14 protein-coding genes are annotated in these 16,519 nt (G+C 71.1%); 7 read left to right on the top strand and 7 right to left on the bottom strand.

Going from position 1 to position 16,519, the window contains the following annotated elements; translation table 11 throughout:
* Window positions 1-22 precede the first annotated feature (22 nt).
* The 3 genes from tilS to dacB are packed head-to-tail and all read right to left on the bottom strand — an operon-like array spanning window position 23 to window position 3,371.
* Window positions 23-994, bottom strand: coding sequence for a tRNA lysidine(34) synthetase TilS (tilS, locus tag AC5Y4Q_RS00070; RefSeq protein ID WP_499957445.1), 972 nt, complete (start codon window positions 992-994; stop codon window positions 23-25).
* Window positions 973-1,998 carry a zinc-dependent metalloprotease gene (locus AC5Y4Q_RS00065; RefSeq protein ID WP_499957443.1) on the bottom strand — a complete coding sequence of 342 codons (1,026 nt, stop codon included), beginning with the start codon at window positions 1,996-1,998 and terminating at the stop codon, window positions 973-975. Before AC5Y4Q_RS00065 ends, tilS begins: the two co-directional genes overlap by 22 nt.
* Entirely contained in the window at window positions 1,995-3,371 is a 1,377-nt protein-coding gene (gene dacB / locus AC5Y4Q_RS00060; RefSeq protein ID WP_499957441.1) for a D-alanyl-D-alanine carboxypeptidase/D-alanyl-D-alanine endopeptidase, read from the bottom strand. The genes AC5Y4Q_RS00065 and dacB overlap by 4 nt, the downstream gene beginning before the upstream one ends.
* Window positions 3,372-3,451: 80 nt before the next feature.
* Here dacB and AC5Y4Q_RS00055 point away from each other — a divergent pair, with 80 nt between their 5' ends.
* Window positions 3,452-3,940 (top strand): inorganic diphosphatase, encoded by a 489-nt coding sequence (locus tag AC5Y4Q_RS00055; RefSeq protein WP_064924447.1) that lies wholly within the window; start codon window positions 3,452-3,454, stop codon window positions 3,938-3,940.
* A gap of 16 nt (window positions 3,941-3,956) precedes the next feature.
* Here AC5Y4Q_RS00055 and AC5Y4Q_RS00050 read toward each other — a convergent pair whose 3' ends face one another.
* Window positions 3,957-4,649, bottom strand: coding sequence for a TetR/AcrR family transcriptional regulator (locus AC5Y4Q_RS00050; RefSeq protein WP_065019028.1), 693 nt, complete (start codon window positions 4,647-4,649; stop codon window positions 3,957-3,959).
* Between the two features lie 106 nt (window positions 4,650-4,755).
* Here AC5Y4Q_RS00050 and AC5Y4Q_RS00045 point away from each other — a divergent pair, with 106 nt between their 5' ends.
* On the top strand, window positions 4,756-5,193 hold the full coding sequence (locus AC5Y4Q_RS00045) for a nitroreductase/quinone reductase family protein (RefSeq protein ID WP_125225863.1): 438 nt from the start codon (window positions 4,756-4,758) through the stop codon (window positions 5,191-5,193).
* Here the strand turns inward: AC5Y4Q_RS00045 and AC5Y4Q_RS00040 are convergent.
* Complete coding sequence (locus tag AC5Y4Q_RS00040; protein ID WP_064924450.1) at window positions 5,182-6,189, bottom strand: TerC/Alx family metal homeostasis membrane protein; 1,008 nt, start codon at window positions 6,187-6,189, stop codon at window positions 5,182-5,184. The two genes, AC5Y4Q_RS00045 and AC5Y4Q_RS00040, sit on opposite strands and share 12 nt — an antisense overlap.
* Window positions 6,190-6,291: 102 nt before the next feature.
* Between AC5Y4Q_RS00040 and AC5Y4Q_RS00035 the strand changes: the two genes are divergently transcribed.
* The 4 genes from AC5Y4Q_RS00035 (at window position 6,292) to AC5Y4Q_RS00020 (ending at window position 8,911) form a co-directional block, all read left to right on the top strand.
* Window positions 6,292-7,548, top strand: coding sequence for an MATE family efflux transporter (locus tag AC5Y4Q_RS00035; RefSeq protein WP_064924455.1), 1,257 nt, complete (start codon window positions 6,292-6,294; stop codon window positions 7,546-7,548).
* Window positions 7,549-7,589: 41 nt separating this feature from the next.
* Window positions 7,590-8,315, top strand: coding sequence for a polyprenyl-phospho-N-acetylgalactosaminyl synthase PpgS (gene ppgS / locus AC5Y4Q_RS00030; RefSeq protein WP_065019025.1), 726 nt, complete (start codon window positions 7,590-7,592; stop codon window positions 8,313-8,315).
* On the top strand, window positions 8,312-8,665 hold the full coding sequence (locus AC5Y4Q_RS00025) for a DUF2304 domain-containing protein (protein ID WP_064924452.1): 354 nt from the start codon (window positions 8,312-8,314) through the stop codon (window positions 8,663-8,665). Before ppgS ends, AC5Y4Q_RS00025 begins: the two co-directional genes overlap by 4 nt.
* A 72-nt stretch (window positions 8,666-8,737) precedes the next feature.
* The gene (locus AC5Y4Q_RS00020) at window positions 8,738-8,911 is read left to right on the top strand and encodes an Rv1535 domain-containing protein (protein ID WP_165604299.1); all 174 of its coding nucleotides are present in this window, start codon (window positions 8,738-8,740) and stop codon (window positions 8,909-8,911) included.
* A 19-nt stretch (window positions 8,912-8,930) separates the two neighbouring features.
* Here the strand turns inward: AC5Y4Q_RS00020 and AC5Y4Q_RS00015 are convergent, their stop codons facing one another.
* Entirely contained in the window at window positions 8,931-13,469 is a 4,539-nt protein-coding gene (locus AC5Y4Q_RS00015; RefSeq protein ID WP_499957437.1) for a cation-translocating P-type ATPase, read from the bottom strand.
* Between the two features lie 146 nt (window positions 13,470-13,615).
* Window positions 13,616-14,560 carry an NAD-dependent epimerase/dehydratase family protein gene (locus AC5Y4Q_RS00010; RefSeq protein ID WP_125225866.1) on the bottom strand — a complete coding sequence of 315 codons (945 nt, stop codon included), beginning with the start codon at window positions 14,558-14,560 and terminating at the stop codon, window positions 13,616-13,618.
* Window positions 14,561-14,604: 44 nt separating this feature from the next.
* Here AC5Y4Q_RS00010 and AC5Y4Q_RS00005 point away from each other — a divergent pair, with 44 nt between their 5' ends.
* Window positions 14,605-16,386, top strand: coding sequence for a hypothetical protein (locus AC5Y4Q_RS00005; RefSeq protein WP_499957433.1), 1,782 nt, complete (start codon window positions 14,605-14,607; stop codon window positions 16,384-16,386).
* The last annotated feature ends 133 nt before the right edge of the window (window positions 16,387-16,519 follow it).

Genomic DNA, 16,519 nt, shown 5'->3' with positions numbered 1-16,519 from the left:
CGCGCAAAATCACGCCGGATGCTCAGGTCGGTTCCCGGCGCAGCCGCAACAGGCCGTCGCCGCGGACCGCGAACAGCCGCGCGCCGCGCAGTTCGGAGCCGACCGCCACGCCGCCCTGTCCGCGCCACTGCATGACCAGTCGCTCCACCGCACGGATCTGCAGGTCGGTCAGCCCGCGGCCGCCGCCGGCCAGCAGCCAGCGCCGGATCACCGCGCGACGCACCGGCCCGGGCAGCGCCGCCAGCTGGGCGGTGTCCAGGACGGCCGGCCCGGCACCGGCCGTGGCTTCGGGCAGCGCCTGGTCGGCCAGCGCATCGATGAGCTCGGTGTTCTCCCGCAGCGCGGTCGCGGTGCGGGCCAGGGCCTCGGCCACCCCGCCGCCGAGCACGTCTTCCAGCAGCGGCAGCACCTCGGCGCGCAGCCGCGCCCGGGTGAAGCGCCGATCGCTGTTGTGCGGATCGAGCCAGGGGGTCAAGCCCAGCTCGGCGCAGGCGTCCCGGGTCAGCTCGCGGCGCACCCCCAGCAGCGGCCGGCACCACGGCGGGTCGTAGGGACGCATCCCGGCCATCGAGCGCGGCCCCGAGCCGCGGCCCAGCCCCAACAGCACCGTCTCGGCCTGATCGTCCAGGGTGTGGCCCAGCAGCACTGAGGCCTCCTCGCGGGCGCCGTCCAGGGCGGCGTAGCGGGCGGTGCGCGCCGCCCCCTCCGGACCACCCTCGGCCCCGACGGTCACCGAGATAACCTGCGCGGCAACGCATCCCAATTCGAGGGCCTGGCGGCGTGCGAGATCGGCCACCTGCGCCGAACCGGCTTGCAGGCCGTGGTCGACGATGAGCGCGGTGGTGGGCCGCTCGGCCGCGGCAACGGCGGTCAGGGCCAGCGAGTCCGGCCCACCGGACAGCGCCACACACCAGCGGGCCGCATCGGGCAACTGCTGCTCGGCGAACCCCACCAGCGCGGCACGCAGCCGGGCTACAGCACCCGATCGATCCACCGCTGCGGCTCTTCGATCTCGGCGGGCAGCGGCAGGGCCTCCGGCCCCGACCAGACCGCGTTGAACCGGTCCATGCCGACCCGGCCGACCACGGCGTCGACGAACGCCTTGCCGCGGGTGTACTGGCTGAGCTTGGCGTCCAGGCCCATCAGCGCCCGTAACAACCGTTGCAGCGGCGGCTGGCTGCGCTGACGACGTTCCTCGAAGCGGCTCCGGATCGTCGCCACCGACGGCACCGCCGCCGGCCCGACCGCGTCCATCACGTGGTCGGCGTGCCCCTCGAGCAGCGTGCCCAGCGTCAGCAGCTGGTCCAGGGCGGCGCGCTGCTCCTCGGACTGCACGGCGCGCACCAGCCCCAGGATTCCCGATGGCCCGGCGTCGTCACGGCGGCCCCGCAGATAGTCGGTCAGCCGGCCCACCACCTCGAGAACGTCCGGGCTGGCATCGCCGGTCAGCACCGCCAGTGCGTCCGACATGTAGCCGGGCAGCCACGGATTCACCGAGAACTGCACCCGGTGCGTGACCTCGTGCAGGCACACCCACAACCGGAAGTCGGCCGGGGTCACCCGCAACTGCCGCTCGATGGCGATCACGTTGGGATACACCAGCAAAAGCGCCCCACCCTCGGCGCAGAAGGGGTCGTACTGGCCGAGGATGCCCGAGGAGACGAACGCCAGCAGCGCACCGGTCTGCGCCCCGGCCAGCCGGCCGCTGATGAACCCGACGGACTTCTCGGTGCCGCCGGTCATCAACCGCATCGACTCGGCGGCGGCAGCGATCCACTGCGGCCGATCCAGGACGCGCGCCTCGGGCACCGGGCCGCCGACACCCAGCCCGGTCACCTCACGCACCAGCGGTTCGGCAGCCGCAGCGCTGCGGTGCAGGTCGCCGATCACCTGCTCGCGGGTGTAGTCGGTCATCGGCGGCGCCGGACGCGCCAGCCAGCTGCCGACCGTCGCGGCGAACCCCCAGTCCACCGCACGCCCGATGTCGAGCTCGGTCATCCGCATCCGCAGGTCCGCAGCACCGCGGCCAGCGCGTCGATCGCGGTGCGCCCGGTCGGCCCGGCATCGTTGGAGATGAACGCGAACGTCAGCACCCGGCGGTCGCGGTCGGTCACGATCCCGGCCAGCGCGTTGGTGCGGGTCAGCGAGCCGGTCTTGGCGCGCAGCCAGCCGGCCGCCCCGCGCCCGGTCTTCGGGTTGAGGAACCGATCGGACAAGGTGCCGCTGCCACCGGCGACCGGCAGCATGTCCAGCAGTGGCCGCAGTTCCGGCTGGTCCGGACCGGCCGCCGCCTGTACCACCGCGTCCAGCGTGCGCGCCGTCAACCGGTCGTCGACGGACAGCCCGCTGGAGTCCATCAGCGTGGCCCCGCTGACCGCGATGTGGGCGGTGGCCAGCCGGTTGGTCACCGCGTCGACGGCACCGGCGAAAGACCGCGGCCGGCCCATCGCCGCCGCCACCTCCCGGCCGATGCACTCGGCCATCACGTTGTCCGAGGCGTTCATCATCTCGCCCAGCCGCACCACCAGCGGCGCCGAGGAGACCGAGCCCAGTTCGCGTCCGGTCACCGACGCGGTCGCGATGCTGACCTTGTCGGTGTCGACACCGAGCGCAGCGGCCAGCGCCTGCCCGGCGTCCAGCGCCGGGGTCAGCGAGCGCCGGGACTCCACGGTGGTCGGCTGGATGCGGCCGCCGTCGACCATCACCGACTCGATCGGGGCGATGTCGCCGCCGTCGATGTCGTCGGGATCCCAGCCCGGTGCCATGCTCGGGCCGCTGAACGCCGACGTGTCGACCTGGATCTCGGTGGGCGTCACCCCGCTGCGGCGGACCTGGTCGGCCAGGTCGCTGACCCGGGCCGCCTCCCGGTACCAGGTGTCCTGCCCGACGTCGGCGGTGGACAGGGTCGGGTCGCCGCCGCCGACCAGCACCACCACGCCGGGCTGGTCACCGGTGATCACCCGGGTGGTGACCCGGGCGCCGAGGTCGAGCGCCAGCAGCGCGGCCGCGGCGGTGAGCACCTTGTTGGTCGACGCCGGCTGCATCGGCAGGTCTTCCTGCTGCGTCCACAGCGCCTTGCCGGTCAGCGCGTCGGTGATCCGGCCGGTGAGCCGGCCCAGGTTGGGGTCGGCCAGCGCAGCCGACATCGCTGCCGCCAGGGCGCTGCCGGTCGGGATCGGGGCGTCGTCGCCGACCGGCACCACCCCTGGTTGGGCGGTCGCCATCGGCGCCGGCGGCACGGCGTGTGCACCGGCACCGGACTCGTCGGGGAGCACGACCACGGCCACTGCCACCACGGCGGCGGCCAGCGCCAGTACCGCGGCCGCAATGCCCAGATGGGTCCTGCTGTGTCGCCACCGAGTGGAGTCCATGTCTCTCCTGCCTGTCGGGGCCAATTGTGCCGGACGGGCAGGGTCGGAGCATGATTCCGGCCCGCTCTAGACTGTGCGGCGTGCAATTCGACGTGACCATCGAAATCCCCAAGGGCCAGCGCAACAAGTACGAGGTCGACCACGCCACCGGGCGGGTCAAACTCGACCGCTACCTGTACACGCCGATGGGCTACCCCACCGACTACGGCTTCATCGAGGACACCCTCGGCGAGGACGGCGACCCGCTGGACGCCATGGTGCTGCTGCCCCAGTCGGTGTTCCCCGGGGTGATCGTCGAGGCGCGCCCGGTCGGCATGTTCCGGATGACCGACGAGGCCGGCGGCGACGACAAGGTGCTGTGCGTGCCGGCCGGTGACCACCGCTGGGACCACATCGCCGACATCGGCGACGTTGCGTCGCACGAACTGGACGCGATCAAGCACTTCTTCGTGCACTACAAGGACCTCGAGCCGGGCAAGTTCGTCAAGGCCGCCGACTGGGTGGGCCGCGCCGAGGCCGAAGCCGAGGTCTCCCGTTCGATCGAACGGTTCAAGACTTCGGGTCACTGATCCGGCGGTTCAGCGCTTAATCCGGGCGCCGGGCGAACACCTGCAGCAGCAGACCGAGCTGGGCGTCGAACACCGCCCGCGGTTGCGTCAGCGTGTCGGCGCCGTACCCGCCGAACACTTCCAGGCTGATCGCGCCGACTACGGCGGCCCACAGCAGGAAGCATTTCGCGACGACCGCGTCGTCGCCGGCGAAGCTGAATTCCTCGCGAACCCGGCCGAAATCCGCTGACAACGGTTGCGCCGCAACGCGGTTCGCCGAGGCGATCGCTCCGGCGGTGATGCCGTCGGCGACCGCGTCGAAGAACGCGCGTACGACTCGGGTGCCCGGGGCGACGGTGCGTTCAGCCGGCGCGTGATAACCCGGAACCGGGCTGCCGTACAGCAACGCCCAGCGGGCCGGATGCTCCAGCGCCCAGTCCCGCGCGGCGTGGGCGATCGCGACGATGTCGTCGTGCCACGACGGCGCCGTCGCCGAGGTGCGGGCGGCGTCGACCGTGTCGGCCAGATCGGAATAGGCGTCCACCAGCAGCAGCGTGAGCAACTCGTCGCGACTGCTCACGTAGCGGTAGACCGCCGACGAGACCAGGCCCACCTCGCGCGCGACGGCACGCAGTGACAGCCCCGCCGCCCCGTGGGTCAACAGATGGCGTCGCCCGACCTCGATGATCTGCGCCTCGATTCGCTCCCGCGACTCCTGTCGTTTGCCCACCGGGCGAGTCTGCCAGATTCGCGAGCACTGCTCTTGTTTTTGCCGGCCGGCCGTGTCAGGATCACGGTCAAACGAGAGCACTGCTCTCATAACGGAGGGACCGGAGATGACCATCCGATACGCCCCGCCGAGCGCCCCGGCCCGATTCGCCAACGCGATCATCCGCCGGCTCGCCGAAGCGGGCATCAGCATCGCCGGCACCCGCGCGCTCGCCGTCCGCGGCCGCAAGACCGGAAAGCGCCGCGGCGTCGTGGTCAACGTGTTGACCGTCGACGGGGTGGACTACCTCGTCGCGCCGCGCGGCGACACCGAGTGGGTCCGTAATCTGCGGGCCGCCGGCCAGGTGCAGCTCGGACCGCGGTGGCGTCCCACCCTGGCCCGGGCCACCGAAGTCGCCGACGACGTCAAGCCGGCGTTGCTGCGCGCCTACCTGCAACGGTGGTACTGGCAGGTCAAAGGGCACATGGCGGGACTGACACCGCAGTCCAGCGATGACGACCTGCGTCGTGCGGCGCCCTCGCTCCCGGTCTTCTCACTCCGGTGACGAGCTGGCCTGAATTCCGCGGGTCCGGTACAAGCTGGCCGCGGTCGTCAGCACCAGGACGGCCACGATGACCGCCAGACTCGCCGGTGTGGGGATCTCCGGGACGTTGAAGTTGCGGCCGCCGTGGATGAACCACACCTCGTTGGTGCGCAGCGCGTGCAACACCATCCGCACCCCGATGAACCCCAGGATCAGGGCCAGGCCCTTGGACAGATACACGAACCGGTTCAGCAGCTTGCCGAGGATGAAGTAGAGCTGGCGCAGCCCCATCAGGGCGAATACGTTGGCGGTGAACACCAGATACGGCTGGCGGGTCAGGCCGTAGATGGCCGGAATGGAGTCCATCGCGAACACCAGATCGGTGGTGCCCAGCGCCAGCGCCACCAGGAACATCGGGGTGACGGCCCAGGACCCGCTGGAGTCCCGGACGAAGAACCGCACCCCGGCCCAGCGGTCGGTGGCGTTGAAGTGGGTGCGGGCGAACCGCACCACGAAGTTGTTGCCGCCCTCTCCCCCGCCGCCGTGGTCGCCGCCGCCGTGATCGCCGTGGCGGAGCAATTTGATCGCGGTATAGGCCATGAACGCGCCGAACAGATAGAACGTCCAGGACAACCGTTGCACGGCCACCCCGCCCAGCGCGATGAACACCGCCCGAAACGACAGCGCCAGCACGATGCCGACGAACAGCGCTTCCTGCCGGTACTTCCTGGGCACGTTGAAGCTGTTGATGATGATCACGAAGACGAACAGATTGTCCACCGACAGGCTGTACTCGGTGAGCCAGCCGGCGAAGAACTGCATGCCGTACTTCGCGCCGTGGTACCACCACACCCAGACGCCGAACGCCACTGCGAGGCTGATGTAGAACGTCAGCCGGGTCGCGACCTCGCGGATCGACGGCTCATGGACCCGGCGGGCGACCAGGAACAAGTCGAATCCGAGTACCGCGGCCAGCCCCGCGAACGTCACCAGCCATTCCAACAGCGACGGGTCCACTGGTGGGCCTCCCGTCGTTGAGCGTTGTCGGTGGGGCTGGGGCCACCTGGATTCAAGGGACGTCCGACCGTACCCCGCACCCCGCTTAGTATTTTCGCCGTGGTGACCGATATCGGGGGTACCGGAGTCCCCAGCGGGCTGCCCGCCGGCCCCGTCACCCGCGCCAGTGTGGCCCGGGTCGGCACCGCGACACTGCTCAGCGCCCTGTGCGGCTACGCCGTGCTGTACCTGGCGGCACGCGACCTGGACCCGGCCGGCTTCTCGGTGTTCAGCGTGTTCTGGGGGGCCTTCGGCCTGGTCGCCGGCGCCGCCAATGGCCTGTTGCAGGAAACCACCCGGGAGGTCCGCTTCGCCCGGGACGTCGGACCCTCGGCGCGGCACACCCGGCCGCTGTGGGTGGCCGGGCTGGCCGGCGTGGTCGCGGCCGGGCTGGTCGCCGGGAGCTCGCCGCTGTGGAGCAACCATGTGTTCGTCGAGGCGCGCTGGCTATCGGTGGGGCTGCTGTGCTTCGGGCTGGCCAACTTCGCCGTGCACGCCACCCTGCTCGGCACGCTGGCCGGCACCAACCGGTGGACCCAGTACGGGGCGTTGATGGTGACCGACGCGGCGATCCGGGTGGCGGTCGCCGCCGCGACGTTCGTCATCGGCTGGGGTCTGATCGGGTTCTTGTGGGCCACCGTCGCCGGCGCGGTGGCCTGGCTGCTGCTGCTGGCCACCTCTGCCGCGGCCCGGTCGGCAGCGCGGCTGCTGACCCCGGTCGGCACCGCGGACTTCCTGCGCGGAGCGGCGCATTCGATCACCGCGGCCGGCGCCAGCGCGATCCTGGTGATGGGTTTTCCGGTGCTGTTGCAGGCCACCTCCGGCGAACTGGGCGCCGAGGGCGGCGTGGTGATCCTGGCGGTGACCGTGACACGGGCACCGCTGCTGGTGCCGCTGACCGCCTTGCAGGGCAACCTGATCGCGCACTTCGTCGATCAGCGCGGGCGGCGGCTACGGGCGCTGAGCACGCCGGCGATCACCATCGCCGCGCTGGGCGCCGCCGGCGCGGTGGCCGCCGGTCTGGTCGGTCCGTGGCTGCTGCGCACGGTGTTCGGCGCGGACTACACCACCGGCGGACTGCTGCTGGCCGGCCTGACCGCCGGGGCGACCGCGATCGCGTTGTTGACGCTCACGGGTGCGGCAACAGTGGCCGCGGCGCTGCACCGCGCTTACGCGCTGGGCTGGGTGGGCGCGACGGTGGCATCCACGCTGCTGTTGCTGCTGCCGCTGGACCTGTCGACTCGAACCGTGGTCGCGCTGCTGTGCGGACCGCTGGTGGGAATCGGTGTGCATCTGACCGCGCTGCGCGCGGCTCCCTGAGTCGCGGCACGGCCCGGCTACGCCGGTGCAGGCGTGCCCACGTGTATTTTTTAGGCATCGATACCAGGTCAACCAGCCGTTACCCCGACGTCTGGATCATCGTCCCGGCCTTCGGTGAGGCAGCCGTCATCGGCGACGTGATCGCCGGCATCCGGTCGGTTTTCTCGTCGGTGGTCTGCGTGGATGACGGCAGCACCGACGACACCGCCGCGATCGCCCGGCGCGCCGGCGCCTACGTCGTGCGCCATCCGGTCAATCTCGGTCAGGGCGCGGCCATCCAGACCGGGGTGGAATTCGCCCGCCGGCAACCCAGCGCCCGGCTGTTCGCCACCTTCGACGCCGACGGCCAGCACCAGGTCGCCGACGTGGTGCGCATGATCGAGCGTCTCGACACCGCGGACCTCGACATCGTGATCGGCAGCCGGTTCGCCGCACCCCAGGCAGCCAGCGCGGTCCCGCCACTCAAACGCCTGGTGTTGCAGACCGCGGTGTTGCTGAATCCGAGGATCCGCCGGCTGGGGCTCTCCGACGCCCACAACGGCCTGCGGGTGTTCAACCGGCGAGTCGCCGACCGGCTCGACCTGACCATGACCGGGATGAGCCACGCCGGGGAGTTCATCGCGCTGATCGCCGAAAACGGTTGGCGGGTCGGCGAAGAGCCGGTCGAAGTGCTCTACACCGACTACTCCAAGTCGAAGGGCCAGCCGCTGCTCAACGGCGTCAACATCATGTTCGACGGAATGCTGCGCAAGAGGATGTCGCGATGAACTGGATCAAGGTGCTGCTGATCGCCGCGGTGATCGCACTGTTGATCTACCTGCTGCTGTCACGGCGGTCCGCGCAGTCCCGGGCCTGGGTGAAGGTCGGTTACCTGGTGTTCGTGGTCGCCGGCATCTATGCGGTGCTGCGCCCGGACGACACCACCGTGGTGGCCAACTGGGTCGGGGTGCGCCGCGGCACCGACCTGATGCTCTATGTCCTGATCATCGCGTTCGCGTTCACCACCTTGAGCACCTACATGCGGTTCCGCGACCTGGAACTGCGCTTCGCCCGGCTGGCCCGGGTGGTGGCGCTGGCCGACGCCCAACCGCCGCAGGAACCGCCTGAATCACAGTAATTCGGCGGCAGTTGGCCGACCCGTAACAATCGGTTTGCCCGCCGTCCTGCTGCAGCCGTCACTCTGGGGCTCATGAAGGCGACCGAAATCCTGGCGGATCCACTGGTCGAAGTCACCGCACAGCTCCTGACCGTGCCGGTCATCGAGTTGTACGCCCTGCTGTGGCGCGCCGGCGTGCTGGAGGTGCACCATGCCGCGCCGAGGTACCCGGACGCCGATCTGCGGCCGCTGCGCCCGGCCGGCTGATTCGGTGACGAGGCGCGCCTCAGCGCACCACTTCCAGTTTCGGCTTCTTGGCGGCGGTCTTCGCCGTGGCTTTCTTGTCCGGGGTCTTCTTGGCCGGGGTCTTTTGAGCCGGGGTCTTTTGAGCCGGGGTCTTTTTGGCCGGGGTCTTCTTCGGGGTGGCTTTCTTGGCCGGAGCCTTCTTTGCGGCAGCCTTCGTCGCGGTCTTCTGCGCGGGGGCCGCTGCCAGCTGCGTGACGGGGGCCTCGAGGGAAGCCTGCGCCGGGGTGTCGGTCGCGTGCGTCGTCCACCGGCTCGCCACGGCCACCGCGGCGGTGGCCGCCGCGGCCGTGCCCAGAGCCTGTGCCCAACCGATCGGGCCGACCGGCGTGCAGCCGAGCAGCTGGCTGACGCCCGGGGTGGTGACGATCGCGGCGAACACCGCGAACGACCCGGCCGCGGTGAGCAGCACCAGCGGCGCCCGGGAATCGACCACGGTTTGGCCCAGTTCGGTGGAGACCAACGAGATCAGCGCCACCGTGGAGGCCCGCTGCGGCGTGCCGGTCACCGAGGCCATTCCCCAGGCGGCGGTGCCCGCAGCCGCCGTGACCCCGCCACGGAACGCCACGGCACGCCAGAGTTTCCGCTCGTCGAGACCGCGGACCGCGCCGCCGATCGGGCCCGCCGGGGTGCTGACCGCAACCGCGGTGGCCGGCAACGCGTCGGTCAACGTGTTCATCAGCAGCAGCTGCCGGGTGTTCAGCGGCGAGTTGCCGGTGACCGCCGTGCCGATGACCGAGAAGATCACTTCGCCGGCATTGCCACCGAGCAGCCCCGAGATCGCCCGCTGCACGCCGTTCCACAGCCGGCGGCCCTCGTCGATCGCATCGATCAGCGCCCCGATCTTGCCGTCGGTGAGCACCACGTCGGCGGTGGCGTGCGCCGAGTCGCTGCCGTGGGCGACGACACCGAGCCCGACGGTCGCGGCGCGAATCGCGGCGGCGTCATTGGCGCCGTCACCCACCATCGCCGACACTCGGCCGGCGCGCTCGAGGGTCTGGACGATCTGCACTTTGTTCTCCGGCGACATCCGGGCGAAGATCACCCGCTCGCAGACCACACGCTCTTGTTCCTTGCGGTCCAATGCATTCCACTCCGAGCCGGTGATGACCTGCTCGGCGTCGACGGTGACACCCATCTCGGCGGCGATCGCGGTCGCCGTGATCGGGTGGTCGCCGGTGATCATCCGGATGTCCACCCCGCGGGCAGCCAGATCGGCCAGCAGCTGCGGGGCATCGGCCCGGGGGGTGTCGGCCAAGCCGAGGAAGCCGATCAGCGTCAACCCCGAACCGGCCACCTCGACGATTCGCTCGGACTCCGCCACGACCGTGCGCGCCTGCGCGGCGGTCAGCGTGCCCTGCGCCACCGCGATCACCCGCAGACCCTGGGCCGCCATCGCTGCCACCTGCTGCTGCGCCTCCCCACCGGCGTTGCCGCAAGCCGCCAGCACCACCTCCGGTGCGCCCTTGACTAGCAGCTCCGTTCCCAGCACGGAGGCTGAGAACGCCCGGCCCGACCGGAACGGCAGGTGAGCGTCGGGTTCGATCCAGCTGCGGGCGCCGGGCGCGGCCGCCGCGCCCTCGACAATGGCCTGGTCGGTGGCGTGCGCGTGCGCCGCGCCGTCGGGTGCCGGTGCCGCCTGCGCCGCGGTGCCGAGCACGTCATCGGCGGAATACCCGGGCAGCGGGCGTACCGTGGTGACCCGCAGCCGGTTCTCCGACAGCGTTCCAGTCTTGTCGAAGCACACCACGTCGACCCGGCCGAGCGCCTCCACCGAGCGCGGGATCCGCACCAGCGCACCGGATTTGCTCAGCCGCTGCGACGACGAGTGCTGAGCCAGGGTCGCCATCAGCGGCATCCCCTCCGGGACCGCGGCGATCGCCACCGCGATCGCATTGCCCAGCGCCTGACGCAGTCCGCCCTGGCGCAGCAGGCCCAGCGCGCCGACCGCCACACCGCCGGCGGCACTGACCGGGAAGGTCCGGTACATCAGCTGCGACAGGTGGTGCTGCAAGCCGACCTCGGGTAGCTCCCCGGAGGCCAGTTCGGAGGCCCGGCGGGTCTGGGTGTCGGCGCCCACGGCGGTCACCATGGCCAGCGCCTTCCCGGCGATCACGGTGGTGCCCGCATAGAGCATGGAGCTGCGCTCGGCCAGTTCGGCGCCCGGCGTGGGTTCGAGCTGCTTGCCGACCGACAGCGATTCGCCGGTCAGCGACGACTCGTCGACCTCGACGTCGGTCTCCTCGATCAGGCGGGCGTCGGCGGGTACCACCTCGTTGCTGCGCACCTCGATCACGTCACCGGGCAGCAGTTGTTCGGCGACGATCTCGTGGTAGTGCCGCGTGCCGTCGGCACCGGTCAGCACGACACGGGCCGGCGGGGCCTGCTGGGCCAGCAGGATGTTCAACCGGCTCTCGGCCCGCAGCCGCTGGTAGGCCGCCAGCATGGCGTTGCCGGTGAGCACCGTGCCGACCATGACGGCGTCGATCGGCGAACCCAACATGGCGGTCGCCGCCGAACACAGCGCCAGGATCGGGGTCATCGGGTCCGACAATTCGGCGCGCACGGCGTGCACAAACGGCCAGAACATGCCCTGCGACGCCGTCTCGGCCGGTGCCCGCTCAGTAAGCGGTATCAGCTGCTCCGGGGTCAGCAGTTCGCGCACCTGCTCGACCGACATGGCGTGCCACTCGTAGGCCGGGGCGGGCTTGGGCGCCTGAGCGCGCAGCACCCGTCGAGCGAGCAGATATCCCGACAGCATGCCGGCGCCTGCGCCGACGGTCACCGGGCCAGGACCGCGGCCTTGCCCGGCCCCCAGACCGGGAATCGTCGCCCGGACGCCGCGAACCAGCAGCAGCCCGGCGATCGTGGAGGCGCCGATCGAGATCGCGACACCGCGCTCGCTGGCCTCCCGCGCCGCCGGGAGCGCACGCAGCACCTGCCATGCGCCGGCCAGGTCGGCCAGCAGCAGATCTGCGTAGAAGGGGGGTGCGGTGTCTGCGTCGGCCTCCGGCATGACACCCAGCGCCACGTCGGCCGACGCCAGCGCCTGCGCCGCAGCGCAGGACAGCACCGCGACGGTGCGACCGGCCTGCTGCAGGTCGGTGACCGCCGCGGCCAACGCCGCGTCGAGGCCGCCGTCGGCGGGCCGGATGTCGTCGAAGCCGGGGCGCAGCTCGCCGAGGATGTCGGTGTCCACCGTGACCAGTTCTGCTCCAGAAGCCCGCGCTTCGAGCACCACCGCCGAGGCCAGCGCGTGGTGCGCCGGCAGAATGAGCGCCTCTACCGCGTCCGTGCGACGGGAGCTCATGCGCGGTACCCGGTGCCAGCCCGGGCGCAGGCCCGGCTTGTCGAGCAGGCTCTGCGCGTGGCGCCAGGCCAGCGGCAGCTCGTGTTCGCCGGCGCCGCGGATCTGCATCACCCGGCGCTGTTCACCGGCCAGCACCCGCGGGTCGATGAGCACCGTGTCGATCTTGTCGAGTCGGCGCAGGGCCTCCGGCCGCAGCGGCAGCGCCCCGTGCGCGTCGGCCAGCCCCTGGCCCAGGGTCGCCGCGAACGACTCGCAGCTGGTGCGCACCGCTTTTGGTGAAGCCGCCAGGATCGCACTGGAGGTCATGTCCAGGTTGCGGGTGAGCGCGCCCACCACACCGGCCCCGACCACCTGGGCCAGCGCCGTGCGTTTCATGTGGCGTTCGACCGCGCCGTCCGGCCGCGGGATCGGCCGTTGAGCGGCATACACCTCGGGGTGGTCGGCATAGCGGGCCAGCTCGGGCTCGTAGCGGCTCCACGCCAACGCGCCGGCGCGCGACTCGGCGGCCTTGAGGCCCTCCACCATCAGGTCCACCGCGAGGATCGCCGGGGACATGGTGATGACGTGCGAGCCGAGCGAGGCCAGCGAGAGCACCGTGTCGGTCTTTGCCGGCCCGATCCGGCTTTCCAACAGGTTCCGGACCAGCGGCTGGTAGCGGGCCACCGACGCCGCGGCATCGAAGATCTTCGGCGCGGCCGGCCAGCGCAGCACACTGCCCGCGGTCGCGATCGCCAGTCCCACGGCGTTGGCGCCGACCATCGCGCCCTTGGCGGCCAGCAGCAGCCCGTCGCCCGGCAGTGCCGCGGTCTCGGTCGCGCTCAGCTCGGCGCCCCGCTCGACGGCCTCCACTGCGGCGCACAGGTCGGCCAGCGATGTCGCCTGGCCATTCTCGTCGTCGATCCCGACGACCACCCGCGACAGCGGACGGTTCAGCCGCACCGAGGTGACTCCGGGCCGGTCCTGCAAGGCTTCCACCACCGCGGCCCCGAGATCTCCGTGACCGCCCTGCTCATCGAGCCCGCGGACTTCGATCCAGGCACGGCCGGCACCGCGCCAGCTACGCCGGCTGGTCAGGTCGGAGCGTTCGCCGGCCAGGATTTTGGCGCCTTCGCGCAAGGGGATGGCGGCGAGGTCGAGGCTGGCCCCCAGAACCGACGTTGCCGCCGAGCCGACGGCGTCCAGACCGACACGGCCGATCGAGAACACGTCCATGGATTGCCTCCAGCGTCATTGATGCGCTGGAGGTCTCTTCCGCCGATCACCGGCCCACAGCACCGGTCGTCCGATGACGGGCGACGAGATGACGACACTGCAGCGAAGGAATACTCCCCTCCGTCGAGGAAGTATGCCACACAAGTTCAGGCGGACTTCACCTGCCGGAAATATGCCACCGTGCGCGCCACCCCGTCGGCCAGCTCGACCTGCGGCTGCCAACCCAGTACCTGGCGCGCCCGGTCGATGTCCAGACAGGACCGCTTCAGGTCGCCCAGCCGGGGCGGGTGGAACTCCGGGTCGTCGGGTGCGCCGACCGCGGCGGCCACCGCCGAATGCAGTTGCCGGTCCGAGGTTTCCACCCCGGTGCCGACGTTGAACCGCTGCCCGTCGCCGTCCGGGCCGGCCGCTCGCACGAAGGCGTCCACCACGTCGTCGACGAACACGTAGTCGCGGGTGTTGGAGCCGTCCCCGAAGACCTTGGTGGGCCTGCCCTCGAGCAGTGCCTGGGCGAAGATCGCCACCACGCCGGCCTCGCCGTGCGGATCTTGGCGGGGGCCGTAGACGTTGGCCGGCGCGATGTGCGAACACTGCAGGCCGTAGAGGTGCCGGAAGGTGTTGAGGTAGATCTCCCCGGCCACCTTGCCGGCGGCGTACGGCGACGCCGGGTCGGTGGGCTCGTCTTCACTGGTCGGGTAGCGCGGGGGGGTGCCGTAGATCGACCCGCCCGAGGAGGTGTGCACGAGCTTGCGAACCCCGGCGGCGCGGGCCGCTTCGGCCAGCCGGATCGTCCCGAGCACATTCACCGAGGCATCGAACTGTGGGTCCGCCACCGAATGGCGCACGTCGATCTGGGCGGCCAGGTGAAAGATCACCTCGGGGCGATACCGCGCCAGCAGCTCACCCAGGTCGGCGGTGACGATGTCGGCCTCGACGAAGCTGAAGTCGGCGTCGCCGGTCAGGTGCTCGATGTTGGTCGCCCGCCCGGTCGCGAAATTGTCCAGCCCGACCACCGGGTGCCCGTCCGCCCGCAGGCGGTCGACCAGCGTCGATCCGATGAATCCGGCTGCTCCGGTGACCAGTGCTCGCACCGGGCCACCATACCGGCAGGTAAGAAAGACCAATGCGCACCCGGATGACCGCCCCGCCCTGGGTCTTACTCGTGGCGGTGGCGCTGATCGGCGCGCAGCTGGTGGTCCGGGCGGTGGTGGCGTTCGGCGGCTACTTCTACTGGGACGACCTGATCCTGATCGGCCGGGCCGGCACCCACGACCTGTGGTCACCGGCATATCTGTTCGACGACCACGACGGTCACGTGATGCCCGGAGCGTATCTGGTCGCCGGGGCGCTGAGCCGGGTGTGGCCGTTGCAGTGGGCGGCGCCGGCGGCCAGCCTGGTGGTGCTGCAGCTGCTGGCATCGTTGGCGCTGCTGCGGGCGCTGTGGGTGATTCTGGGCTGGCGACCGGTGCTGCTGATCCCGCTGACGTTCGCGCTGTTCTGCCCGCTGGGCCTGCCGGCGTTCGCGTGGTGGGCGGCGGCCCTGAACTCGCTGCCCATGCTGTCGGCGCTGGCCTGGGTGTGCGCCGACGCGATTCTGTTGGCGCGCACCGGAAACCGGCGCTACGCGCTCACCGGCACGCTGACCTACGCCGGCGGTCTGCTGTTCTTCGAGAAGGCCGCGGTGATCCCGTTCGTGGCGTTCACCGTGGCGGCGCTGCTGCGGTATGTGGCCGGTGAGCGACCGGGGGGCGCGCTCGCGCAGGCCTGGCGGGCCGGGGCCCGGCTGTGGGCGGCGACGCTGGTGGTGACCGCGGCGTGGATCGGGGTCTACCTGGCGGTGGTCAACCAGAAGCGGTGGAGCTTCGACCTGCACATGACCCGCGAGCTGCTGCTGCGCTCGATCACCCACGGCATCGTCCCGGGCCTGGCCGGTGGCCCGTGGACGTGGGCGCGGTGGGCGCCGGCCTCGCCGTGGGCGCTGCCGGGCCCGCTGGTGATGACGCTGGGCTGGCTGGTGCTGGCGGGGCTGTTGGCGGTGTCGCTGGTGCGCAAGCACCGGCTGATGCCGGTGTGGCTGGTCGCGGCCGGCTACGCCGCGGCCTGCCAGGTGCCGATCTATCTGATGCGCTCCTCGGCGTTCACCGCGCTGGAACTGGCGCAGACCCTGCGCTACCTGGCCGACCTGGTCGTGGTGCTGGCGATGCTGGCCGCGGTCGGGTTGTGTGCGCCCAACCGGGAGTCATCGCGGTGGCTGAACGCCTCGCCGTTGCGCACCGTGGCGGTGACCGGCCTGGCGGTGGCCTTCACCGCCAGCAGCCTGTACTCGACGGTGACGTTCCTGGCCCGGTGGCGCGACGACCCGGCCCGCTCCTATCTGCAGAACGCCCGCGGGGCCCTGTCCGCGGCCCGCGCCGACTCGGATGCGCCACTGCTCGATCAAGAGGTCGACCCGCTGGTGCTGCAGCGCGTCGTCTACCCGGAGAACCTGGCCAGTCACCTGTTCGCACTGGTGCGTGACCGGCCGGAGTTCGCTTCGGCGACAACGCGGTTACGGATGCTCACCAGCGCGGGGACGCTGACCGACGCGCAGGTGACCTGGGTTCGGTCGATTGTGCCCGGGCCGGTGCCGCGCTGCGGGTATCTGGTGCAGCCGGACCTGCCGGCCACCCTGGGGCTCGATGGCCCGCTGCTGCCGGCCGACTGGACGGCCGAGATCAACTACCTGGCCAACGTCGACGGGTCGATGACGCTGGCGCTCTCCGACGGCCCCCAGGTGCGGGTGCGGGTGCGCCCCGGACTCAATCGGGTCTACGTGCGGCTTCCCGGCGCCGGCTACCGCCTCACCGCACGCGCCGATACCGCGGCCCTGTCGGTGTGTATCGCCGCCGGCCCCGTCGGCTATGTCGCGCCGCGGTAGGGCGATCGGAGAAGCGCAGATATGCGTTTCGTATGAGTCTCGGCGCTGAAGTTGCCCGGCCGGTGCGGCCGAAAATACCTTCGGATATCGGCGATTTGAGGAGTAGCCGATGAATTTTGCAGCGTTGCCGCCT

This window comes from Mycobacterium sp. NGS16 (assembly GCF_059813225.1).
This window is presented reverse-complemented; position numbering and strand designations above follow the sequence as displayed.